General features: G+C 68.2%; 27 protein-coding genes. 22 read left to right on the top strand and 5 right to left on the bottom strand.

The genetic code is table 11. The features are described from left to right. Positions 1-24: 24 nt before the first annotated feature. The 19 genes from ACK4HH_RS01955 to ACK4HH_RS01865 all read left to right on the top strand — a co-directional run bounded on the left by ACK4HH_RS01955 (position 25) and on the right by ACK4HH_RS01865 (position 14,793). Complete coding sequence (locus tag ACK4HH_RS01955) at positions 25-1,473, top strand: phage portal protein (RefSeq protein WP_409647837.1); 1,449 nt, start codon at positions 25-27, stop codon at positions 1,471-1,473. After that, positions 1,460-2,527, top strand: coding sequence for a hypothetical protein (locus ACK4HH_RS01950; protein ID WP_409647835.1), 1,068 nt, complete (start codon positions 1,460-1,462; stop codon positions 2,525-2,527). Before ACK4HH_RS01955 ends, ACK4HH_RS01950 begins: the two co-directional genes overlap by 14 nt. 85 nt (positions 2,528-2,612) lie before the next feature. Beyond that, positions 2,613-3,377, top strand: coding sequence for a hypothetical protein (locus ACK4HH_RS01945; RefSeq protein ID WP_409647833.1), 765 nt, complete (start codon positions 2,613-2,615; stop codon positions 3,375-3,377). A gap of 19 nt (positions 3,378-3,396) precedes the next feature. Next, positions 3,397-4,215, top strand: a complete 819-nt coding sequence (locus ACK4HH_RS01940) for a P22 phage major capsid protein family protein (RefSeq protein ID WP_409647832.1) — start codon at positions 3,397-3,399, stop codon at positions 4,213-4,215. Between the two features lie 6 nt (positions 4,216-4,221). Beyond that, the gene (locus tag ACK4HH_RS01935) at positions 4,222-4,827 is read left to right on the top strand and encodes a hypothetical protein (protein WP_409647830.1); all 606 of its coding nucleotides are present in this window, start codon (positions 4,222-4,224) and stop codon (positions 4,825-4,827) included. Further along, complete coding sequence (locus tag ACK4HH_RS01930) at positions 4,824-5,228, top strand: DUF6093 family protein (protein WP_409647829.1); 405 nt, start codon at positions 4,824-4,826, stop codon at positions 5,226-5,228. The genes ACK4HH_RS01935 and ACK4HH_RS01930 overlap by 4 nt, the downstream gene beginning before the upstream one ends. Continuing rightward, positions 5,225-5,689 carry a hypothetical protein gene (locus ACK4HH_RS01925; protein WP_409647827.1) on the top strand — a complete coding sequence of 155 codons (465 nt, stop codon included), beginning with the start codon at positions 5,225-5,227 and terminating at the stop codon, positions 5,687-5,689. Before ACK4HH_RS01930 ends, ACK4HH_RS01925 begins: the two co-directional genes overlap by 4 nt. After that, positions 5,686-6,123 (top strand): hypothetical protein, encoded by a 438-nt coding sequence (locus tag ACK4HH_RS01920; RefSeq protein ID WP_409647825.1) that lies wholly within the window; start codon positions 5,686-5,688, stop codon positions 6,121-6,123. The genes ACK4HH_RS01925 and ACK4HH_RS01920 overlap by 4 nt, the downstream gene beginning before the upstream one ends. A gap of 16 nt (positions 6,124-6,139) precedes the next feature. After that, positions 6,140-6,394 (top strand): hypothetical protein, encoded by a 255-nt coding sequence (locus tag ACK4HH_RS01915; RefSeq protein WP_409647823.1) that lies wholly within the window; start codon positions 6,140-6,142, stop codon positions 6,392-6,394. A gap of 57 nt (positions 6,395-6,451) precedes the next feature. After that, positions 6,452-6,934: a hypothetical protein gene (locus tag ACK4HH_RS01910; protein WP_409647821.1), complete on the top strand. Its 483-nt coding sequence runs from the start codon at positions 6,452-6,454 to the stop codon at positions 6,932-6,934. A gap of 85 nt (positions 6,935-7,019) precedes the next feature. Continuing rightward, positions 7,020-7,478: a hypothetical protein gene (locus ACK4HH_RS01905; RefSeq protein WP_409647820.1), complete on the top strand. Its 459-nt coding sequence runs from the start codon at positions 7,020-7,022 to the stop codon at positions 7,476-7,478. Positions 7,479-7,600: 122 nt separating this feature from the next. Next, positions 7,601-7,846: a hypothetical protein gene (locus tag ACK4HH_RS01900; RefSeq protein WP_409647818.1), complete on the top strand. Its 246-nt coding sequence runs from the start codon at positions 7,601-7,603 to the stop codon at positions 7,844-7,846. A 16-nt stretch (positions 7,847-7,862) separates the two neighbouring features. Continuing rightward, positions 7,863-10,535 carry a phage tail tape measure protein gene (locus ACK4HH_RS01895; RefSeq protein ID WP_409647816.1) on the top strand — a complete coding sequence of 891 codons (2,673 nt, stop codon included), beginning with the start codon at positions 7,863-7,865 and terminating at the stop codon, positions 10,533-10,535. Beyond that, complete coding sequence (locus tag ACK4HH_RS01890; RefSeq protein WP_409647815.1) at positions 10,536-12,494, top strand: hypothetical protein; 1,959 nt, start codon at positions 10,536-10,538, stop codon at positions 12,492-12,494. It begins immediately after the preceding gene. Positions 12,495-12,506: 12 nt separating this feature from the next. Next, positions 12,507-13,142: a hypothetical protein gene (locus ACK4HH_RS01885; protein WP_409647813.1), complete on the top strand. Its 636-nt coding sequence runs from the start codon at positions 12,507-12,509 to the stop codon at positions 13,140-13,142. Then, positions 13,139-13,576 (top strand): hypothetical protein, encoded by a 438-nt coding sequence (locus ACK4HH_RS01880; RefSeq protein ID WP_409647811.1) that lies wholly within the window; start codon positions 13,139-13,141, stop codon positions 13,574-13,576. Before ACK4HH_RS01885 ends, ACK4HH_RS01880 begins: the two co-directional genes overlap by 4 nt. Further along, positions 13,564-13,956, top strand: a complete 393-nt coding sequence (locus ACK4HH_RS01875) for a hypothetical protein (RefSeq protein WP_409647809.1) — start codon at positions 13,564-13,566, stop codon at positions 13,954-13,956. The genes ACK4HH_RS01880 and ACK4HH_RS01875 overlap by 13 nt, the downstream gene beginning before the upstream one ends. Before the next feature lie 5 nt (positions 13,957-13,961). Further along, complete coding sequence (locus ACK4HH_RS01870) at positions 13,962-14,411, top strand: hypothetical protein (RefSeq protein WP_409647807.1); 450 nt, start codon at positions 13,962-13,964, stop codon at positions 14,409-14,411. A gap of 10 nt (positions 14,412-14,421) precedes the next feature. Then, on the top strand, positions 14,422-14,793 hold the full coding sequence (locus ACK4HH_RS01865; protein WP_409647806.1) for a hypothetical protein: 372 nt from the start codon (positions 14,422-14,424) through the stop codon (positions 14,791-14,793). A 126-nt stretch (positions 14,794-14,919) separates the two neighbouring features. Here the strand turns inward: ACK4HH_RS01865 and ACK4HH_RS01860 are convergent, their stop codons facing one another. Genes ACK4HH_RS01860 through ACK4HH_RS01845 form a run of 4 tightly spaced genes read right to left on the bottom strand, consistent with a single transcriptional unit; the run spans position 14,920 to position 16,776 of the window. Continuing rightward, positions 14,920-15,216, bottom strand: a complete 297-nt coding sequence (locus tag ACK4HH_RS01860; protein ID WP_409647804.1) for a hypothetical protein — start codon at positions 15,214-15,216, stop codon at positions 14,920-14,922. A gap of 46 nt (positions 15,217-15,262) precedes the next feature. Continuing rightward, positions 15,263-15,385 (bottom strand): hypothetical protein, encoded by a 123-nt coding sequence (locus ACK4HH_RS01855; protein WP_409647802.1) that lies wholly within the window; start codon positions 15,383-15,385, stop codon positions 15,263-15,265. Next, positions 15,382-15,846 (bottom strand): HIRAN domain-containing protein, encoded by a 465-nt coding sequence (locus ACK4HH_RS01850; protein ID WP_409647801.1) that lies wholly within the window; start codon positions 15,844-15,846, stop codon positions 15,382-15,384. Before ACK4HH_RS01850 ends, ACK4HH_RS01855 begins: the two co-directional genes overlap by 4 nt. Before the next feature lie 39 nt (positions 15,847-15,885). Beyond that, the gene (locus ACK4HH_RS01845) at positions 15,886-16,776 is read right to left on the bottom strand and encodes a tyrosine-type recombinase/integrase (protein ID WP_409647800.1); all 891 of its coding nucleotides are present in this window, start codon (positions 16,774-16,776) and stop codon (positions 15,886-15,888) included. A 399-nt stretch (positions 16,777-17,175) separates the two neighbouring features. Here ACK4HH_RS01845 and ACK4HH_RS01840 point away from each other — a divergent pair, with 399 nt between their 5' ends. Together ACK4HH_RS01840 and ACK4HH_RS01835 are read left to right on the top strand one after the other, a co-directional pair. After that, a complete protein-coding gene (locus ACK4HH_RS01840; RefSeq protein ID WP_409647799.1) occupies positions 17,176-18,093 on the top strand; it encodes a hypothetical protein in 918 nt (305 codons plus the stop codon). 34 nt (positions 18,094-18,127) lie between these two features. After that, on the top strand, positions 18,128-18,580 hold the full coding sequence (locus ACK4HH_RS01835; protein ID WP_409647797.1) for a hypothetical protein: 453 nt from the start codon (positions 18,128-18,130) through the stop codon (positions 18,578-18,580). 27 nt (positions 18,581-18,607) lie between these two features. Here ACK4HH_RS01835 and ACK4HH_RS01830 read toward each other — a convergent pair whose 3' ends face one another. Beyond that, on the bottom strand, positions 18,608-18,979 hold the full coding sequence (locus ACK4HH_RS01830; protein WP_409647796.1) for a hypothetical protein: 372 nt from the start codon (positions 18,977-18,979) through the stop codon (positions 18,608-18,610). Between the two features lie 54 nt (positions 18,980-19,033). Here ACK4HH_RS01830 and ACK4HH_RS01825 point away from each other — a divergent pair, with 54 nt between their 5' ends. After that, complete coding sequence (locus ACK4HH_RS01825) at positions 19,034-19,924, top strand: DMT family transporter (protein WP_409647794.1); 891 nt, start codon at positions 19,034-19,036, stop codon at positions 19,922-19,924. Position 19,925 lies beyond the last annotated feature (1 nt).

The following is a 19,925-nucleotide window of genomic DNA, read 5'->3' as shown; positions in this document are numbered from 1 at the left end:
ATGGACTCCGCTGGCGCTCTCCACATGGTGAACCGCATCTACGCCCGCCTGAACAACCGTCGCGACGAGATCATCCGGTTCGAGGACTACTACCTCGGCAAGCAGCCGCTCACCTTCGCCACCAAGGAATGGCAGGCGCAGAACGCTGCCCGCTACGACACATTCGCCGACAACTGGACGGCGCCCGTAGTCAACGCGGAGTCCGAGCGGATCCAGTACACCGGGCTGAATATGCGACAGGGCTCCGGCGTCGACGCCGAGATGGCCAAGGCAGCGTCGGACATGCTGCACGAGTGCTGGCTTCGCAACGAGCTCGACATGCAGTCCTCGCAAGGCTGGGTCACCACCCTGACCGCGCGACGCAGCTTCGTCATCGTCTGGGCGGACCGTGTCACCCAGGAGCCGATCGTCACCTGGGAGCACCCCTCGCAGGTGGAGATCGAGTACGACTTCGCCAACCCCATGCGCCGCGTCGCCGCGCTGAAGACGTGGCTCGATGAGGAGTGGGAGTACGCCACCCTCTACACGCCCGAGTGGGTCTGGAAGTTCCAGCGCGGGCGGACCACCGTCAAGGATCAGATGGAGTCGCAGGCGGAGCAAGCTCGCTCAGAGCGCGCTACCGACGGCGGCTGGATCATGCGCGAGATCGCGGAGGAGTCGTGGCCACTGGCCAACCCCCTGGGCGTCGTGCCCGTTGTCGAGGTCGCAAACCGCCCGCCGCTCAAGGGCGACCCGATCAGCGAGATCGCCGGCGTCGTGTCGATGCAGGACGCCATCAACCTGCTCTGGGCCTACCTGTTCCTGGCGGCAGACTACGCATCGATGCCGGCCCGAGTCGTCCTTGGTGCAGCACCGCCGATGATCTCGATCCTCGATGGTGACGGCAACCTGGTCGGCGAGAAGCCTGTGGACATGAAGGAGCTCAGCGAGAGGCGCCTCTTCTACGTCGACGGCGATGATCCGAAGATCGACTCGTGGGAAGCCGCACGGCTTGACGTCTTCACCGACACCATCGACGTCGCGGTGGCGCACATCTCCTCGCAGACCCGCACCCCGCCGACCTACCTGGTGTCCAAGACCGGCATGTCGAACGTCAACAGCGAGGGCCTGAAGGCGAGCGAGATCGGCCTGAACAAGAAGGTCACCGACTTCGAGGTATTTGCCTCACCGGCCCTTCGAGAGGTCAACCGACTCATCGCGCTCGTGCTGGACCAGCCGGCGATCGCCGAGCAGGTGCGCCTGGCCAAGGTCTCCTGGATGAACCCGGAGATCCGATCCGAGGCGCAGCTGGCGGACTCGCTGCTGAAGAAGCAGCAGATGGGCTACCCGTTCGAGTACCTGCTCGAGCTCGACGGCGTCGGACCGCTTGAGCGCGCTCGCATTCTGGAGCTCAAGCAGAAGCAGGAGGAGGCGCTGTTCGGCTTCTCCGTGCAGCAGGCCGTGCAGGACGGCATGAGCGGTGTCGACGCCTAGCCAGATCGTCGGCCGGCACCACGACGCTCGCGTCGCGACCGTCGACCGCGTCACCCGCGCGGTGATCGGTATGTGGCGCATGGTCGACGTCGACGCGCTCGACGCCGTTTGGGACTTCGCAGCACCGTCGATGGTCGCCGCCGTCGCCGCGGCGCAGGTCGAGGCCGCACAGCAGGCGGAGCGGTACATGCGCGCCGTCGACCGGTACCAGCGGAACGAGGTCGACGCGCAGCTCGCAGTCGAAAGCTTCGCCGGCGTCACGCTGGCCGGTCGTGAGGTCGGCCCCGAGATGTACTCGGCCGTCACGCAGACCAAGACGCTCATCGGGAGAGGCGTGCCTCGCCAGGACGCGTTCCAGGCTGGCGCGGCCTACCTGGCCACGTTGGTGGGGGCGATGGTGCAGGACATCGGCCGTCAGGCTGACATGACGATCGCCACGGCGAAGGGCTACAGCCGCTACGTCCGCGTCGTCTCGCCCGGAGCATGCTCGCGGTGCGCGATCCTCGCGGGCCGCGATGACTACCGGAAGCCGTTCCTCCGCCACCCGCGATGTCGCTGCCAGATGTGGCCGGTCGAGGGCACCGCAGCCAACCGGCAGGGCCCCATCCCAGAGGATCTGGCCTCGTCGCCGGGAGAGTACTTCGACAGCCTCAGTCCGGCCGAACAGAACCGGGTGTTCACGAAGGCGGGCGCGGACGCGATCCGCGCAGGAGCGGACCCCATCCAGGTCGTCAACGCTCGCCGCGGCTACTTCGGGTCCACGCCGCCTAGCGTCCCGATGCGTCGGCTCCGTCCGATCCAGATCGGCGTCCGCCCGGACGGCACCCCGCTGACCGTGTACGCGACCAGCGAAGGCACCACGGTCCGCGGAGTCTTCGGACGACGCGAACGCGCGGCCGGCGCGGACGCTATCCGCGAAGGCCGATATCGGCGGACAACCACCGTCCGGCTCATGCCCGAGCAGATCGTCCGCATGGCAGGCAACGACCCGGAGCGGCTCCGTGAGCTGCTCTACCGGTACGGCTACCTCTGGCAGCCGCCGACCGTCCGCTGAACGGACACCAAGACCTCCGCTCCCCACGAGCGGACTCCGCTGCGCAACGCAGCACCTCACCAATCGACAAGGGAGCAACTCCACTATGTCCGAACACGTCACCTCGGACGCAACGTCCGACGACATCGCCACGCAGCAGAGCCGCGCACTCAACGCGGGCAGTCCTCTCATGCCGCACCGTCCGCGCCTTCGATTCGTCGACGGCGCAGGCGACGGCACCGCCGGCAACGCCCCGGACGCTGACGCGTCCGAGGACGACGCCAGCGATGAGCAGAGCGCCGACGGCGCCGACAGCACCGACAAAGCCGAGAACACCCTCGGTGACGCGGGTAAGAAGGCCATCGACGCGATGAAGGCCGAGCGCAACGCGGCCAAGGCTGCAGCACGCGAAGCCGCCGCGGCCCTGAAGAAGCTGCAGGACGAGCTCGCCCTGAAGGACAAGCCCGCTGAAGAGCAGGCGCTCGAGCAGGCACGCGCTGAGGCGCGCGCCGAGGCCACCAAGGCTGCGAACGAGCGCATCCTCCGCAGCGAGCTGCGCGCCGTCGCCACGGGCAAGCTCGCCGACCCGGCTGACGCCGCGCTGTTCATCGACCTGACCCAGTTCGAGGTCAGCGACAACGGCGATGTCGACACCGACGCACTGTCGGACGCGATCGACGAACTCCTCACCCGCAAGCCCCACCTCGGCGCCGTTCAGAAGCAGCGCTTCGACGGCGACGCCGACCAGGGCGCGCGCAAGAGCGAGGAGAAGCGTCAGGTCACCCGCGCCGAACTCGAATCCATGAAACCCGAAGAGATCAACAAGGCGCGCCGCGAGGGGCGCCTGAACAAGATCCTCGGCATCAACTAACCAGAAAGGGGTAGCCACCATGGCTATCACGAACTTCCTCCCGACCATGTGGTCGGCCGCGATTCTCGAGCGGTTCAACACGGCCAACGTGCTGATTCCCGGGCTGAACTCGGAGTACGAGGGCATCCTGGCCGCCGGCAACACGGTCAAGATCACGTCCGTCAACACCCCGACGATCGTCGACTACGCGGCCGCGTCGCGCACCATCACGCCCGCGCAGATGACGGACACGACCCAGTCGCTCGTCATCAACAACGAGAAGGCGTTCAGCTTCATCGTCGATGACATCGATGCGGTGCAGGCTGCTGGCTCCTTCGACGCCGTCACCCGCGACGCGGGCGCCGCACTGGCCGAGGACGCGGAGGCCACGGTCATCGCCGCCCTCAAGGCTGGCGGTACTTCGGCCGGAACGGGTGCGATCGCCACGGCCGATGCGGCCTACGCAGCGATCATCGCAATCCGGCAGGCGCTGGTCAAGGCCAACGTGCCGACCACCGGGCGTGTGCTGGTTTGTTCGCCCGAGGCGGCCTCGCTGCTCCTCGGCACGGGTTCGAAGCTCACCTCCTTCGACCCGGTCGGCGACGAGCCTGTCCGCAACGGTGTGATCGGCCGCCTGCTCGGCTTCACCGTCGTCGAGCACCCGCAGCTGACTCACACGTCGAACCGCCCGGCGATGATCGGCTACCACGCCAATTCCGTCGCCTACGTCGGCCAGATCCAGAAGCTGGAGTCCGGCCGCATGGAGACCAAGTTCGCGGACTACATCCGCGGCCTGAACGTGTTCGGCACGAAGGTGCTGCGGGCCACCGCGGTGCAGACGTACCTCCCGGCTTCCTAAGGAGAGATGGTGGACGCATTCGCCACGTACACGGATCTGGAAGCTCGACTGCACCGAGAGTTCTCGGTCGATGAGCGTCCCTGGATCACGACCCTGCTGGAGGATGCGTCCACCTACCTTCGTAACGACGTGTTGGGCCTGCAGGTCTACCCGCAGAGCACCAGCACCGTCAGACTGTGGCCCGAAGGTGGCCGCGTCGACATCCCCACGCAGCCGCTGATCTCGATCGACGCTGTCGAGCGTGACGGTGAAGCGATCGAGTACACGCAACGCGAGAACACCATCTGGGTGCCCATCGCGTTCGCCACGCCCGCCGTCACCACAGCCACCCGCGTCGAGGCACCCGTCGATGTCACCTTCACCTACGGCTACGAGACCGCACCCGAGTCCCTGAAGCGATGGACCTGCGTGCTGGTGTCGCAGGCGCTGCTCCCCATCGAAGCGAACCTCGGCCTCACCGCCGGCGGTCTCTCCTCGGTGCAGCTTGACGACTTCCGAGCAGCGTTCGCTGACGCTGGCGAGATGTCCGGCATCGCGTTGAGCGATCGCAACATCCAGCTGCTGCGGCAGCAGTTTGGGGTGCGGCAGGTACATGTGGCGGGCAGCCGATGAGCATCGCAGCGGGCGTCGCCCGCATGGGGCGTCGACAGGCCGAGTCGCTGATGGAGTCGACCTGCACCATCACCAAGGTCGCTGCCGACGAGATCGATCCCGAGACGGGCCTGCGCACGCAGACCACGACCACCATCTACACCGGCAAGTGCCGGCTGCGCCTGCCGAGCTCGTGGGCGGCCGACGTCGACGCGGCCGGGCAAATGCTCGCTCGCCAGATGCCGGAGATCTCGATCCCGGTCGAAGCGGCCGGGTCGGGGGATGTGCGGCCGGACATGAGCGTCACGATCACAGCCAACCCGCTCGACACGAGCGTCGTCGGCGTGACCTTCCGCGTGCGCGGCATCCAGTTCCAGACGCACTCGACGGCACGGCGCCTGCAGGTGGAGCTGATGACATGAGCATCGAGTTCGACTTCTCCCAGCTCGACCAGATGTCGGCGAATCTCGATGATGCGCCGACGGTCGCGGGCCCGTACCTGCGCAAGGCCGTCGAGGTCAGCGCACGAACGCTGAAGGACAAGTGGGCAGCGAAGCTCGAGGGCGAACCGCGCATGAAGCACGCGCATCGCTCAATCACCTACGACATCAGCGTCTTTCGGGGCTTCGGGGTCTCAATTCTCGAGGCTGAGGTCGGTGCAGAGCGCGGTCGCCTGCAAGCTCCGCTGGTCGTCATCAACGAGTTCGGGGCGCCCGGCAACAACACGGCTCCGCGTGGGTACGGGTCTGGGGCATTGCAGGAAACCGAACCCGACTTCGAGCGCGGCCTCTCCAAGGCGCTCGAGGACGGGACAGCAGAAGCTCTGCGTCAGAGCAGCACTCGCGGGATCATCGCCAACTACGTGAACAGAGGTGGCGCATGACGTACGCCGACACGCAAGCCGTCAAGGCCCTCATCCAGGCGATTCCTGCGCTGGCCACGGCGACCTTCGTCGGAGAGGCGAAGAGGCCACCGCCGAACGACACCCAGAAGGTGCTGCCGCCCTACGTGGTGCTGTTCCCCGCCGACGGTGTCGACACGAGCGAGAGCCTCACCGGACCGAAGGTCATCACGAACCCTGAGTTCACCGGGTGGATCGTGGGCGACTCGGCCGAGCAGGCGAACGTTCTGCTGGACCTGCTCAAGCAGCAGATCTACCCGGGCGGGCTCGGCGTGCGCGTCGAGGTCGACGGTCGCGACAACGACCGGCTGTGGTTCGAGAGTCCGACCACGCTGCAGCGCGACACCAGCGTCACCCCGCCGCTGCTGTACCACGTCTTCCGCGTCGGCTGGAGATCCCAGCCGAGCACCCCCTGATCGAAAGGAACGCACCATGGGCTTCATCCGCGTCAAGAGCAAGGCCACCGGACACGAGTTCGACGTCAGCCCCGAGCACGCCGCCCGGCGCGCCGAAGACTGGGACGTCATCGACAGCGTCGAGGTGGAGCGCGTGCGCCCCCCGAAGCACAACGACACGGCGAACAAGACCTCGCAGGCGGCGCCCGCGCCGTCGGAGCCGGGCAAGGCGGATGTCGCCACCGGCGCCGACGTCAAGGACGACCGGTTCAGCAAGGGCTCCGCCAAGTAGGCGGGGCGTTCACCCTCCGATTGCCCCACTTCCGGGGCCTCACGAAAGAAGGACGCGATGGCTCAGGAACTGGTTCCCGCGAGCACTCAGACCACCGACAACTACCGCATCAAGTTCGTCCCGACGATCGCCGGCGCGGCGATCACCGTGGCCGAGCTCGAGGACGGTGACGACATCACCTACTCGCTCACCCCCGACGGGTGGAACCCCGAGCAGGACCAGACCGTCGTCACCGACGAACGCCTCACCCTCGAGCAGGTGCTGCAGCGTCCCGGCACGAAGACCAAGGGCCTGACCGTCAAGTACATCGACGGTGCCGCTGGCGCCGCCTCCGTGCTGACCGAGGGCCTCGCGGGCTTCATCGTCATCCGACCCCTCATCGCCAACGCGACGGATGTCGCGGCCGCGCAGAAGGTCGTGGTGTGGCCGATCCTCTGCGGTGAGCAGATGGACGACGCCCCCGTGGCGAACGGCGTGTTCACGAAGTCGCAGAAGCTCTTCGTGACCGGCGTCGTGACCCGGCAGACGGTCGCCGCGTAGCGACCTGCACGACCGGCGGGGTGGGCGGATCGCCGCTGCCCACCCCGCCCTCCGACTTATCAACGGCGACGGCGAAAGGTATCCCATGTCATTCCTCGACGACCTCCAGGCAGAGATCGCAAAGCCCGCACCGACGCTCGACGTCGACGTGGTGCTCAACGGCAACAAGCACACCCTGCAGTTCCGACGCCTCGACGGCCTCACCTGGGCCGAGCTCATCGACCGGCACCCGCCCCGCATCGGCGGGAAGGATGAGAACGATGTCGAGATCCCTCCCGTCTGGGTCGACGTGCGCTACGGCTACAACCTGCGCGCCGTCATCCTCGACGCTGCACCGTTGTGCGGCAGCGTGCCCGACGGGGCCGAGCTGAGCGCGAGCGACTGGGCCGACCTGCTCAACGCGCTCGACGGGGCAGCGTTCCAGCGCGTCAGCGACGCGATCTTCCAGCTCAACGAAGTTGGACCGCGGGAAGAGGTCGATGCCGCGCGAAAAGCGCCGAAGCGATCGCGGAGATCCTCGACCTCGCCCTCGAGCTTGGAGTAGCGCCCCGACGCCTGCAGGGGTGGGAGCCGCGCGAGTTCCACCGCCTGGTCGAGGAGAACGGCGTCGCGGTTGGCCATGAGGTCATTCGTGAGCCCGAGTGGGATCGCCACCAGCTGGCGCTGATGCGCGCGCACCTGCGCAACCGCAAGACGCCAAGCCACGGCATTCCGCTCGAGGTGGCGACTGACCCGGAGAACCAGTTCGGATTCGTCACCGAGGGCCCGTTCCGCGACTGGGCGGCGACGACCTTGGCCGACGCGCGCGACGCGTACTTCAAGCAGTACGACAAGCCCGGCGCGCCCGTGCAACGTGCCGGGCTCATGTGGCGCGTGAAGCTGCGCGACACGCCCCGCCCGACATCACCCTGAGCCGAAGGAGGCGACCGTGGCCAACCGCACAGTCAAGGTCGGCCTCATCGCCGAGGTCAACGGCTACGTCGCCGGCATGGAGCGCGCCGCCCGTGCGACTCGTGAGATGTCGGACCAGTCGCAGGCGAAGCTGCAGCAGCAGCGTGAAGCCTTCGAGGGACTCGGCCGTGCCTCGCTGGCGGTCGGTGTCGTCGCCGCGGCCGCTGTCGGCCTGGCGGTCAAGCGGTTCGTCGACTTCGACCAGGCGATCTCCAACGTCAAGGCGGCCACGCAGGAGACCACCTCGAACATGCAGCTGCTGCGCGCGGCCGCACTCGAGGCCGGCGGCGAGACGGTGTTCACCGCCGTGCAGGCTGCGAACGCGATCGAGGAGCTCGGGAAGGCCGGCCTGTCGACGGCGCAGATCCTCGGCGGAGGCCTCAAGGCCGCCCTGAGTCTCGCCGCGGCGGGACAGCTCGACGTAAAGCGCGCCGCCGAGATCACGGCGATCACGATGAAGCAGTTCGAGCTCGACGGCTCGCAGGCGACCCTCGTCACGGACCTGCTGGCCGCTGGTGCCGGTAAGGCTGCTGGCGACGTCGAGGATCTCGCGCAGGCCCTCAACCAGGCCGCCCTCGTGGCTGCACAGACTGGCCTCAGCGTCGAGGAGACGACCGGCGTGCTGTCGGCGTTCGCGTCGGCTGGCCTGATCGGTTCCGACGCAGGCACTTCGTTCCGGTCCATGCTGCAGCGACTCACTCCGCAGTCGGCCGAGGCTCAGCGTGAGCTCGATCGACTCGGGATCTCCGCCTACGACTCACAGGGCGCCTTCATCGGCGCTGCAGCGTTCGCCGGCGAGCTGCGCAGCGGGCTGAAGGGTCTGACCGATCAGCAGCGCAACGCGTCGCTGGCGGTCATCTTCGGCTCGGACGCGGTGCGCGCTGCGTCGGTGTTCTATGAGCAGGGCGCTGAGGGAATCCAGAGCTGGATCGACGCGACCAACGACTCCGGCTACGCGGCCCGTGTCGCCGCCGACCGGCTCGACAACCTGGCCGGCGACGTCGAGAAGCTCGGCGGCGCGTTCGACTCGGCGCTCATCAAGACCGGGTCGGGTGCGAACGACACCCTGCGCTCGCTCGTGCAGTCGGCGACGTTCCTGGTCGACGCGGTCGGCGGCCTGCCCCAGCCCGTGCTCAACGGCGCTCTGGCGTTCGTCGCTGTCACGGGCGCTATCGCGCTCTCGGGCGGCGCGGCGCTCGTCGCCGTGCCGAAGTACATCGCGCTGAAGACGTCGCTTGCAGCGACCGGCATCTCTGCTGGCACGGCGGCACGTCGCATCATCGGCATCGGTGGCGCGATCGGTCTCGCAACGATCGCGATCGCGTTCTTCGTTCAGCGGCAGGCCGAGGCGGCCGCGACGACGTCGGAGCTGCAGGACTCGCTCAATCAGGCGACGGGTGCCCTCACCGAGTACTCGCGCGAGCTCGTCGCCAAGAAGCTCGCCGAGTCCGGTGCGTTCGAGGCGGCGCGTGAGGCGGGCATCTCGCAGCGCGAGCTCACCGACGCTGTGATCGCCGGCGGCACGGCGCTTGAGGACGTGCGCAAGAAGCTCGCGGCCAACAACACGATCGGCACGTTCTTCACGGGCGTCGGCATCCGCGCGGGTAACGCGGCCGACACGATTCAGTCGCTGTCGCAGTCTGTCGAACAGAGCCAGGACAACTTCTGGGACGCGACACGGGCGGCCGAAGCGAACGAGTCGAGCCTGTCGGATGTCGCTGCGGCGGCGACGGATGCGTCGGGGGAGATCTCGGACCTGGCAGAGCAGATCCGCAACTTCGGCAAGAGCCAGCTCGACACCAGAGCGGCGACGCGCGACTTCGAGAGCGCAATCGACGACGCGGCCGCAGCTGTAGCCCGCAACGGGCGCACGCTCGATGTGAACACCGCCGCCGGGCGTGCGAACCAGGACGCTCTGGATCAGATCTCGAGCTCGGCCAACGCGGTCGCGGCGTCGGTGTACGCGCAGAACGGGAGCCTGGACGAGACGACCGCGATTCTCGATCGCGCTCGAGCTGAGTACCTTCGCACGGCGCGCGCAGCTGGCGACACTCGCAGCGAGGTCGAGATCCTCAACGAGGCCTACATCGCCACGCCTGAGGCGATCGCCACGCAGGTGAGCGTCACCGGAGTGACGGCGTCGCAGAACATGCTGGCGAAGTTCTACCGCGAGTGGTCGACGAAGAAGGTCACGGTCCAGTTCATCGCCGACACGACGGGACTTCGCAAGGGTCTCGCGGCTGAGGTCGCCCGGTACACCGGCCAGGCGCTCGCTGCTCAGGGTCGGGAGAACGGCGGCATCGAGGAGTACGAGAACGGTGGCGTCCGCGAGGGCATCTACCGCGGTCGCCCTGGCGGCATCCTCAAGTTCGCCGAGCCGAACGTGCCGTGGGAAGCGTTCATCTCCGGCAAGCCCGGCCAGGAACGCCGCAACCTGGCGATCTGGGCAGACGCCGGCGCTCGCCTCGGCGCTGCTCCGCTCGTCGGCGGTGGAGGCGGTGGGGGCACCACGGTGATGAACATCACCATCCCCGTGTCGGTGACTGCCGGCGCAATCGGCAATGAGGACTACCTCGCTGATGTGGTCACCACGAGTATCCGGACGGGAATCCGTCGCGGCCGAATCCCCGTCAACTGGCAGGAGAACTAGATGTTCGAGCCCTCCGAGTTCAAGATCGCCATCGCGTGCGGCTCGGGGGGCTCGTTCGTCGATGTCAGCGACTACATCCTCTTCGACGAGGGCGACGTGACCCGATCGTCGGGCCTCTCGTCCCCGTTCGAAGACGCCCGCCCGGGCTCGTTCGCGTTCACGCTCGACAACTCCGACGGTCGCTTCACCCCGGGCAGCACGTCGACGCCGCTGGACCTGCCGCTGCAGCGCGGCATGCGCGTCTGCTGGCAGCTCAACGACCGCCTCTTCGAGGCCCGCATGTCGGACTTCTCGCCGACGTTCGCTGACATCGCGAACGAGGAGACCGCGCGGATGCGGGTGAGCTGCCTCGACATGCTCAGCCTGCCGGCCGACGTGCGCCTCTCGGGGTCGCTCAGCGACACCATCGCGCGCCGCAATGCCGACCTGTACTGGCCCCTCACGGATCCCGCCGGCGGCGTCGCGGTCGAGCAGTCTGGCGCTCAGGGGCCGGCGTGGTCGGGCAACGTGTTCACCTTCGGCCAGGACGGTGAGGCGGGCGGTCTTCGGACGCGCGCGCTGCTGCAGACCGCGGCGGGCATCAGCCGCGTCTCATCGCTGCCCCTGGGCTTCGATGCGGTGGCGACGTGGGTGAACTTCTGGATCACCCCGATGACAGCGACCGGGTTCGTCGACTTCAAGCTGCGGAACGGCGTCCGCCTGTTCGCAGTCATCAACGGCAACTTCGTGATCGGCAACGGCCAGACGTGGGCCTTCGAGACCGGCCGCACCTACTTCGTCTCCTCCGGCGGAAGCAACGAGCTGTGGGTCGATGGAGAGCAAGTGCTGCTCGGCGCACCGCCGATCTACCCGCCGACTGTCGTCACCTCGCAGATCATCGTCGGCGACACAGCCGGCGGCGCGACGTCGGTGTACCTGTCTGAGTTCAGCGTCTCGAGCACGCGCATCCAGGGCGAGTTCACGCGGCTGTCGACGTCGGAGCAGCGCATCACGGCGATCGCCACCGCCCTGCCCGAGATCGACATCGACGTCGCCCCTGATGTGCTCTCCGGGGCGCTCATCGGGCCAGACACGAACGCACAGTCGCTCCTGGACTACCTCAACGCGATCGTGCGCACCGAGCAGGGCTACCTCTCCACGGCCACGACGGGCACGCTCACAGCGCCGGAGACGGCCATCGTCATCCGGGAGCGCACGCGCCCGGCGACGGTCTCTCAGAGCTTCGTGACCGTGGAGGACGTCAGCGGAGAGCCGACGGTCGATCTGAACTCCACCAACGTCGCATCCGAGGTCATCAACGCTGGCCCCGTGGAGGCGGCGGTCGCTCGCTCGATCGACGTCGAGACGGCGGTCGGCGTAACCAGTCGCCGCGAGGACACCCTGCTGCTTGAGCAGGTGGACCTCACCGCTTGGGCGGAAGATCGCATCAACCGCGGCTACAGCCCCACGATCGAGGTCCAGTCATTCGTCGTCGACGCTCGAGGCGCCGACACCGACCGTTGGGCGGACCTGCTCGAGCTGCAGTTCGGCGATCGCGTCCGCATCGAGCAGCTGCCGGCGACGCAGTACGGCATCGCCGAGTGGGACGGCTGGCTCGTGGGTCTGGGCGAGCTGCACGCCTCGAGTCGGAACCGATTCACGCTGCGGCTCGCGCGCGCGTTCGACGAGGCCCGCTTCGACGTCGACCGGTTCATGGCCGACGACGACGAGCTCACCTTGTCCGCCGGCATCACGAACTCGGCGACGTCGCTCAGCGTGGCCACGACGCTGACGAAGCTGAGCACGACCGAGACGCCGTACACGATCCAGATCGACGACGAACTGCTCAACGTGACCGCGTGCACCTCGGCCACCCCGCAGGTGCTCACCGTCACGCGCGGTGCAGAGGGCACGACCGCGGCCGCTCACTCTGCCGGCGCCGCAGTGCAGATCTACCCCGATGCTCGCTTCGCCTTCTAAAGGAGGAACACTATGGCGCTCACGCGAGCGACTGTCGGCGGCAAGGCTTTCGCCTTCATCATCAATGCCATCATCGATCTGCTGGAGTCGCGGCCGCCGGGGATGGTGCCGATCATCCCCGGCTCGGTCGCAGGCACTGGCGTCTCGGTCGACGCGACAGGGTTGGTGACGGTCGCGGCGGCGACGACGATCAGCCTGAACGACATCTTTACCACTGACTATTCGCGCTATGAGGTCCACTTCGACTTCCCGACCAGCTCGGCTGACATCACGATCAACGCGCGGCTTCGCGCTGCCGGCACGGATGACTCGTCGGCGGTCTACGACACACAATCGAACGTGTCGCGCGGTGCGGACACGAACGCTGTGGCGGTCAGCAACCTGGCGCAGGGCAGCTGGGCGATCAGCTCCACAACGGGCACCCGTCTGCACTTCGGCGAGATCGAGCTGGCGCGGCCGGATTCGGCCACGCCGACCCTGATGAAGACAGAGTCGTTCTCGACCCGGAACCCGGCGACCGCGGCGAACACGACCGCGCTGACCCTGCGTGGAGGCCTGCACCGCTCCTCGACTGCGTACGACGGCTTGTCACTCCTGATCTCCGGCGGCACGGCGACAGGCGCCGTGCGCGTCTATGGCATCGCATGAGCCGGCCCGGAGAATTGACCGCGGCCGAGCTGACCGACGTCGAGGGTGGCCAGCTGCTGGACGTCGTCGCCGCCTGGTGGGTGCTCGCCGGCGACGAGCTCGAGCAGGAGTTCGGGTTCCGCCCCGAGGTGGTGTCGACCGGCCTATACCGCACGCGTGCGGTGCAGGTGGCGATCAACGAGAAGTACGGGCAGAACGTCTCGCCGGATGACACCGACCACTGCAAGGGCCGTGCGGCTGACATCCGCAACTGGCAGGCGTATCACGACGTCGACCGGACGAAGTTCACGACGATCCTGGCGAACCACGGCTTCTACAACCAGCAGATCGACGGTCGCCCGTTCCCGAGCGAGCCGTGGCACTACCGCAACCTGCGGGAGAACTTCCCGAAGACCAACGACGAGGAGCAGAGGAGACGTTCATGGCAGCTCTGATGAAGTCCAACAGCGGCACCAGCAAGGGCAGCGGGTTCGAGGTCGACACCCTCTTCGTGACCCGGTACGGCACGAACGAGACGCTGCTGAACCGCGCGGCGGCCGCGCTCGGCTTCGCGCCGAAGAGCGTGAAGCACGAGACGGTTGTGCAGCGCATCACCCGCGCGGAGATGAACCGTGCGCAGCTGGTTAAGGAGATCGCCGACAAGGTGCTCGAGGGCATCGCCGCAGGCGTCACGGTCACCGCCGACGCCAACGAACAGGCGATCGCCGCGGCGGTCGAGGCTCGCCTTGCCGACGACTTCCAGCGTGTCGAGGGTGCGATCGCCGATGTACCCGCTGAGACCGTCGACGAGCTCGGCAGCCGCCTGAGCGGATGAAGCACGTGCCCCTCGTCGCCTTCGACGACATCTCGACCTGGCGGGACCTCATCGACTGGGCTTGGACGGGCATCCAGGATGCCTCGCCGTGGCTCTCCCCGCTGCTGTGGGCCCTGCTACTCGTCGCCGTGATGGTGGTCTGGGTGAAAGGCAACGGCTGGCAGAAGGTCCGCGCCGTCGTGTCCTGGATGCAACGAGCCGTGAAGGGCGTCGATCAGATTCTCAAGCTCGCCGACGACATGGACTTCGTCAAGGGCCAGCTGCAGACCAACGGCGGCTCCACTCTCAAGGACGACGTGCTGAAGGTCGCCGGCGAGGTCAGCGAACTGCGAAAGACGGTCGGTGGCATCGACAAGAAGGTCACCACCGCAGCCCGCACAGCGTCGGCGGCCAAGTCGACCGCGGCCGCTACCCAGAAGCTCCTGATCGAGCACATCACCACTCAATCGACCTGAGGAGGTCACCATGCTCCGCAAGTACGCGGCCGCGCTCCTGCCGGCCATCATCATTCTGCTCGGCGCCCTGCAGACCGCGCTCGCCGACAACGTCATCGACCAGGTCGAGGCCGGCCAGCTGCTTGCGCTCGTCGCCGGCGTCATCACCAGCTACCTCGTGCCGCTCTCGGCGGGGCGCTGGGCGGGCCTGCTCAAGACGGGCGCCGCGGTGCTCGCCGCCGTGGCCACGCTGCTGATCCCGCTGCTCGTCGGCTTCACCTGGCAGGCGCTCATCATCGTTGCCCTCGCCGCATTGCAGGCGATCGCGACCGAGATCGGTGTGAACGTCCGCGTGGAGGAGCCGCACCTCGACCCGGTGGCGAACGGGCTCGGCAAGCTGTGATCGGCGGCGACACCGTCGACGGCTACCAAGTGCCCGTCGACCCGATGGACGACCTCCACTGCGAGTCCTGCCAATAAGCACCCCTGCAGCGCTGCGCGCGCAGGCCGACGCCCCGCGTCCGACCCTTCACCGGGTTGGACGCGGGGCGTCTTTGTCGTGCGACGGATACCCCGCGAACTCCCCGGGTCCGTGACCTGCCAAGTACGCGCGGTGAGCACCCGCACAGGCAGCACGCAACGATTGCCAATAGCCGATCAGTCGACGATCCTCCGACCTCTTCGCCCACGTCACCGCCCGATAGCCGCGCTCGCCGCCGAGCTCGATCGACCGCACGACCGCGTAAGGCTTCGCGCTGGGGTCGACAAGGATCCATTCGCCAGCCGCGTACTCGTGCGCGGCGAGGATCGGATGCCAGACGGTCATGGTGCTCCTCGATGGGGGAGCAGCCCGGCCGCTGCAGATCAGCAGTCTAGGCCGGGCGCACGACCTCGCGGCAGGCCTCGCACCACCACCCGCCGACGACGACGGTCATCTTCTCGAGGCACTTGGGGCAGTTTGGGTCGGCGACGAAGTCGAGGATGTCCATCGTCATGGCTCAAGGTCCGAAGACCGGGGCGCATGACTCTTTACGAGCCTCTTGAGACCATCCATCAGCGGCACGTCCACCCAGAGCTTCACGCTCACGCCGTCAGAAGGCAGACCGCCGACGCGGTAGCCCTCGTGCCCGAGCAGGTCGAGCAGCGGCGCCATCCTGCTTGCCGTCGAGGTCGTGAGGTAGCCAACTTTGTTGGTCCCGTCGTAGATGGCGATCGCGTAGCTGTCGTGCTTGTTCGTCGGCTCTCGACGGAGGATGTACTCGTGAGCGCCCGCCGACAATCGCCGTCGCGATGAGACGACGTAGGCGGTGCCTCGGACGCGCATTCGACGCATCGGCAGATGGCGAAGATCGAGGATCGACGGATCGTCGTCGGCTTTCGCACCCTCTGGCTCTGCGGCACCGTTCGTGTGGTCACGGAGCATGCCGAGGAAGCGTTCGAGGAAAGTTCGCGACATGGCGACACCCTACGTGGCGCTGCGCGTTCGCGTCGAGAGTCAAGCAGCCAGAGCGGCCCGGGAGCGCCCTGAAGCTGTAGGCACCTCTCCTTGCTCGAGCGCGTGGATCCCGGCACGCTTTCGCTCGGCGCTCACCGCGGTGTAGATCTGGGTCGTAGCGACCGATTCGTGCCCCATGAGCTCGGCGATGACGCGGATGTCGACGCCGGCGTCGACTAGGTCGGTTCCGAACGAGTGCCGGAGCGAGTGCGCTGTCAGCTGCTCGTCGTAGATCCCGGCGCGCAGCTTCGCGTCGTGGATGGCGTCGGTGACGCTGCCGGAGTGGATTGGCCCTGTGCGGCCGCCGCGCGCGGGAAACCAGTAGTCGTCCTTCGGCATGATCTGCGCGATCGCGGCGATGACTGGGTGCAGGGGGAACACGAGGGGCTTGCTGCCCTTCACGGTGCTGCGGATGGTGCCGCTGAGCAGGTCGATGTCGTGCCCGTGCACGCGCGCGATTGAGGAGACTCGGAAGCCTTGGTAGTAGCCGAGGAGGATCATCACGCGGGTGCGATGGTAGGCACCGCTGGTGAGCATGGCGTCGATCTGCTCGCGTGTGAAGGGGCGGGCCTTGCCGCGGGGTGCGCTGATTCGGTCGAGTCGTCGGCTGGGGTCGTGGTCGATCAGTCCGTCGTCGATCGCGTAGGTGTAGAAGGCGATGATCGCGTTGCGCTCTGTGCGTCTGGTGCCGAGCTTGAGCGGCTTCCCGTCTTGGCGGGTCTCGCGGCCGATGTGTGCACGCAGGTCAGCTGTGGTGAGCTCGAGCAGCGGCCGTCCGCTGCAGTGCTGGAGGTGGCTGAGGATGCTGTGCCGGTTGCGAATGGTGGTCGCCGCGAGTCCCGTTGATCTTTGGTAGGCGGCGAACTGCTGGAGTACGTCGTCGTGAGCCATGGTCGATTGTGACCAGCGCTCATGTGCACGCGCGAGTGCCCCGATCGCGGGAGTGGACATCAGACCACGACGTAGGTAGGTGCTCGATTGCGCTCGGCCCAGCCGCCGAAGGAGCCCCTGCAATTGCTGCCTGCGCGTGTGCCAGGGCGGGTGTGTCGGCCGATGTAGCCTTCCTCGCCGTGTGCGGTCGGCGCGTAGTTCACGACGGGAGCCACCGTCCCACACGCCAGGCAGGAGCCCACTCGGCGGGCGGCCGTGTCGGCCATCAGATGGCTCGCGACGTCGGGAATGAGATGATCTCTGCCAACTGTCGTGTTTTCACCGAGGATGCCGGGGGTTCGAGTCCCTCAGGGCCCACTGATCGCGCGCCGTGTCGGCGGTCGTTCCTAGCCTGGTCGCGTGCCGTGGAGCGTCGAGCAGTGGTGGCAGCGCCGCCAGCGCATCACCGGGCTCGCGGTGCCGAGCCCCATCGGCCGCTATCGCGACGCCTGGGCGCCTTTCACCGCTCTCGTCGAGCAGTACCGCCCCGAGCGCAATCACGGCCTCGTGCTGTCGCAGATCCCGCCCGCGGCCGAGGTGTACCTCGTCTGGGTGTGCACGGTGGGGCACGAGTTCGTCGCGACCCCCGCCGAGCAGCGCGGCCGCCCGGGTCGCACGCGATCCTCGCGCTCGTGGTGCCCTGTGTGCGCGACCCCCTCGCTGCTGCCGCCAGCGCCGCGCTGGCCGCGTCTCCACAATTCAGGAGGGGAGGCGGTCGAGACGAGTTCCCGGATGCCCGCACGGCGTGTCGCCCCGCGCCACGGTTCGCCGACTCCTGAATTGTGGAGATCGGCGGCGGAGGTTTCGCCGGGCGAGGCGTTCCGCAGCGAGCGTGCGCCACGGGCGACCTCGGCGGCCGAGGGCCGGCTGCGAGCGCTCATCGCCCAGCGGCTCGACGTCGACCTAAGCCCGAACGCCGTGCGCGTGCGCTCGCCGTTCTTCGGTCGGCTCGAGGTGTGGCCCGACGTCATCGTGCCCGAGCTGGCGATCGCCGTCGAGCTCGACACGGTGGGGCGCAACGGCGACGAGCACGTCGGGCGCCGCGAGGGCTCTGACCGCCGCAAAGACGCGGTGCTCGCGCAGGTGGGGTGGCACGTTGTGCGGCTGCGATGCCGCCCGCTGCGCGCGCTCGGGCCCGACGACCTCGTAGTGGCGGGCGTCTCGGGCGCATCGGTCGACGCGCTCATCGAGCGCATGGGCGAGGTTCGGGGCGACTTGCTCGTGAAGGCCTACCGGAGGACGGCGGCCGGCCGCAGCCCTGTCGGTGGTCGCCCGTAGCCTCGGCCGTACCAGCGAGTGGAGGAGGTGAGCGATGACGATCTCGATCGAAGGCCGAGCACCCGCCGTCGCCACAGCGCCCACCGTCGCCACAGCGCCCGCCGACCTCGAGTACACCGCCGACGCGATCCCGGGCTCGTACGCGCCGGTGCGGTCGTGGGCGCACCTCGCGGCGCTCTCGGGCCGCGTCGAGACGCGGTCGTGGCGATGGATCGTCGTGCAACGGCGGCACGACCCGGGCCAGCGCTTTGCGCAGTGCGCGCGTGCGGGCGAGGGCGTCGTCATCGAGGTCGGCGCGCTCGAAGCCGGGCACGCGCGGCACACGGTCTGGCGCCTGCACGCCGCCGAGACGCAGGGACGCGCGCCCAGTCCCGCGCAGTTTCTCGACATCGCGCGCGACTGGCTCGTGCTCGGGGTTGTTCCGGGCTATGCGGCCTCGACGCTGCCCCTCGATGGCGGCGATGGCGACGGCGACGAGCCGTTCTGAGCGGCGACCGCCCAGAGGCACAGCGACCTAGAGGTACAGCGCCCAGAGCAGGGCAGCGAAGGTCGCGACGAAGATCGCCGGCCCGACGAAGCGCACGATGTCGACGCCGCGCTCGCTCGCGATGATGCGGCGACCGACCGCTGAGACCACCTGCAGATCGCGCAGGTCGGCGATGATGGCGCGCCCCTCCTGCGCCGCGGCGTACTGCACGGTCGCGCCGAGCACGCCCGAGGCCAGCAGAATGCCGGTGGCGGCGAGGCGCACGGGCAGGTCGGTCTCGGCGAGACCACCGACGAGCATCCACACCGTCACGGCCAGCAAGAAGGTCGGCGCCAGCTGCGACACAATAATGTGCCAGCGTGCGCGCGTCCACAGGGCGATCAACTCGTTCTCGGTCATGCGCCCCACTGTACGTCGCCGCCCCGCGCCGTGCTCGACACCCCGGAGAACCGCATGACCCCCGCCGTCTGGGCGCTCGTCGCCTCCTGCGTCTTGTGGGGCACGACGGGCACAGCCGCCTCGTTCCTGCCCGATGCCGTGAGCCCGCTGGCCGTCGGCGCCAGCACGATGACCCTCGGGGGAGCACTGCTGTTCGCGGTCAGCCGGCGGGCGGCGATCGGGGTCATGCGCGATCGCGCCGTGCGGGGCTGGCTGATCGCGGCGGCGCTCGGCATGGTCGCCTACCCGCTGGCGTTTTACGCCTCGATGGATCTCGCGGGCGTCGCGATCGGCAACGTCGTCTCGCTCGGGTCGGGCCCCCTGTTCGCCGCCCTGCTCGAATGGCGCGTGAGCGGCAGCCGGTTGACGCGGCGATGGATGCTGAGCGCGGGCATTGCCCTCGCCGGCATGACCCTGCTCGTGGTCGGGGGGCACGGCGACGACTCGCCGGTCGATGCCGCGGGCATCCCCGCCGGCGTCGTGCTCGGCCTCGTCGCGGGCGCCGGCTACGCGCTGTTCACCTTCGCCTCGGGCATCGTCATCCGCCGCGGGCACTCGGGTCGGGCCACCATGGGCGCCGCGTTCGGCCTCGCCGCGCTGCCGCTCTCTGTCGTTCTACTCGCGATCGGCGCCCCCTTGCTCGCGAGCGGCTCAAGTATTGCGATCGCGGTTTACCTCGCTGTCGGCCCCATGTTCCTCGCGTACCTGTTCTTCGCGGTCGGCGTGCGCGCGCTCGCGTCGAGCACGGTCACCGTCATCACTCTGCTCGAACCGCTCGTGGCGACGCTGCTCGCCGTGCTGATCGTCGGCGAGCGGCTCGAACCGCTCGGCTGGATCGGGCTGGTGCTCATCCTCGTCGGGGTTACCGTGCTTTCCTCGGCTCGGCAACCGCGTTCGCGGGCCTGAC

Origin of the sequence: Microcella sp. (assembly GCF_046296455.1) — a bacterium.
Classification (GTDB): Bacteria; Actinomycetota; Actinomycetes; order Actinomycetales; family Microbacteriaceae; genus Microcella.
This window is presented reverse-complemented; position numbering and strand designations above follow the sequence as displayed.

Coding starts and splice junctions, on each gene's coding strand:
- ACK4HH_RS01830 (WP_409647796.1), bottom strand. CDS start 18,979: ATGACCGAGAACGAGTTGATCGCCCTGTGGACGCGCGCACGCTGGCAC.
- ACK4HH_RS01955 (WP_409647837.1), top strand. CDS start 25: ATGGTGAACCGCATCTACGCCCGCCTGAACAACCGTCGCGACGAGATC.
- ACK4HH_RS01925 (WP_409647827.1), top strand. CDS start 5,225: ATGAGCATCGAGTTCGACTTCTCCCAGCTCGACCAGATGTCGGCGAAT.
- ACK4HH_RS01920 (WP_409647825.1), top strand. CDS start 5,686: ATGACGTACGCCGACACGCAAGCCGTCAAGGCCCTCATCCAGGCGATT.
- ACK4HH_RS01930 (WP_409647829.1), top strand. CDS start 4,824: ATGAGCATCGCAGCGGGCGTCGCCCGCATGGGGCGTCGACAGGCCGAG.
- ACK4HH_RS01915 (WP_409647823.1), top strand. CDS start 6,140: ATGGGCTTCATCCGCGTCAAGAGCAAGGCCACCGGACACGAGTTCGAC.
- ACK4HH_RS01845 (WP_409647800.1), bottom strand. CDS start 16,776: ATGGCTCACGACGACGTACTCCAGCAGTTCGCCGCCTACCAAAGATCA.
- ACK4HH_RS01880 (WP_409647811.1), top strand. CDS start 13,139: ATGAGCCGGCCCGGAGAATTGACCGCGGCCGAGCTGACCGACGTCGAG.
- ACK4HH_RS01850 (WP_409647801.1), bottom strand. CDS start 15,846: ATGTCGCGAACTTTCCTCGAACGCTTCCTCGGCATGCTCCGTGACCAC.
- ACK4HH_RS01855 (WP_409647802.1), bottom strand. CDS start 15,385: ATGACGATGGACATCCTCGACTTCGTCGCCGACCCAAACTGCCCCAAG.
- ACK4HH_RS01875 (WP_409647809.1), top strand. CDS start 13,564: ATGGCAGCTCTGATGAAGTCCAACAGCGGCACCAGCAAGGGCAGCGGG.
- ACK4HH_RS01825 (WP_409647794.1), top strand. CDS start 19,034: ATGACCCCCGCCGTCTGGGCGCTCGTCGCCTCCTGCGTCTTGTGGGGC.
- ACK4HH_RS01835 (WP_409647797.1), top strand. CDS start 18,128: ATGACGATCTCGATCGAAGGCCGAGCACCCGCCGTCGCCACAGCGCCC.
- ACK4HH_RS01900 (WP_409647818.1), top strand. CDS start 7,601: ATGCGCGCGCACCTGCGCAACCGCAAGACGCCAAGCCACGGCATTCCG.
- ACK4HH_RS01860 (WP_409647804.1), bottom strand. CDS start 15,216: ATGACCGTCTGGCATCCGATCCTCGCCGCGCACGAGTACGCGGCTGGC.
- ACK4HH_RS01890 (WP_409647815.1), top strand. CDS start 10,536: ATGTTCGAGCCCTCCGAGTTCAAGATCGCCATCGCGTGCGGCTCGGGG.
- ACK4HH_RS01945 (WP_409647833.1), top strand. CDS start 2,613: ATGTCCGAACACGTCACCTCGGACGCAACGTCCGACGACATCGCCACG.
- ACK4HH_RS01905 (WP_409647820.1), top strand. CDS start 7,020: ATGTCATTCCTCGACGACCTCCAGGCAGAGATCGCAAAGCCCGCACCG.
- ACK4HH_RS01865 (WP_409647806.1), top strand. CDS start 14,422: ATGCTCCGCAAGTACGCGGCCGCGCTCCTGCCGGCCATCATCATTCTG.
- ACK4HH_RS01885 (WP_409647813.1), top strand. CDS start 12,507: ATGGCGCTCACGCGAGCGACTGTCGGCGGCAAGGCTTTCGCCTTCATC.
- ACK4HH_RS01910 (WP_409647821.1), top strand. CDS start 6,452: ATGGCTCAGGAACTGGTTCCCGCGAGCACTCAGACCACCGACAACTAC.
- ACK4HH_RS01940 (WP_409647832.1), top strand. CDS start 3,397: ATGGCTATCACGAACTTCCTCCCGACCATGTGGTCGGCCGCGATTCTC.
- ACK4HH_RS01935 (WP_409647830.1), top strand. CDS start 4,222: ATGGTGGACGCATTCGCCACGTACACGGATCTGGAAGCTCGACTGCAC.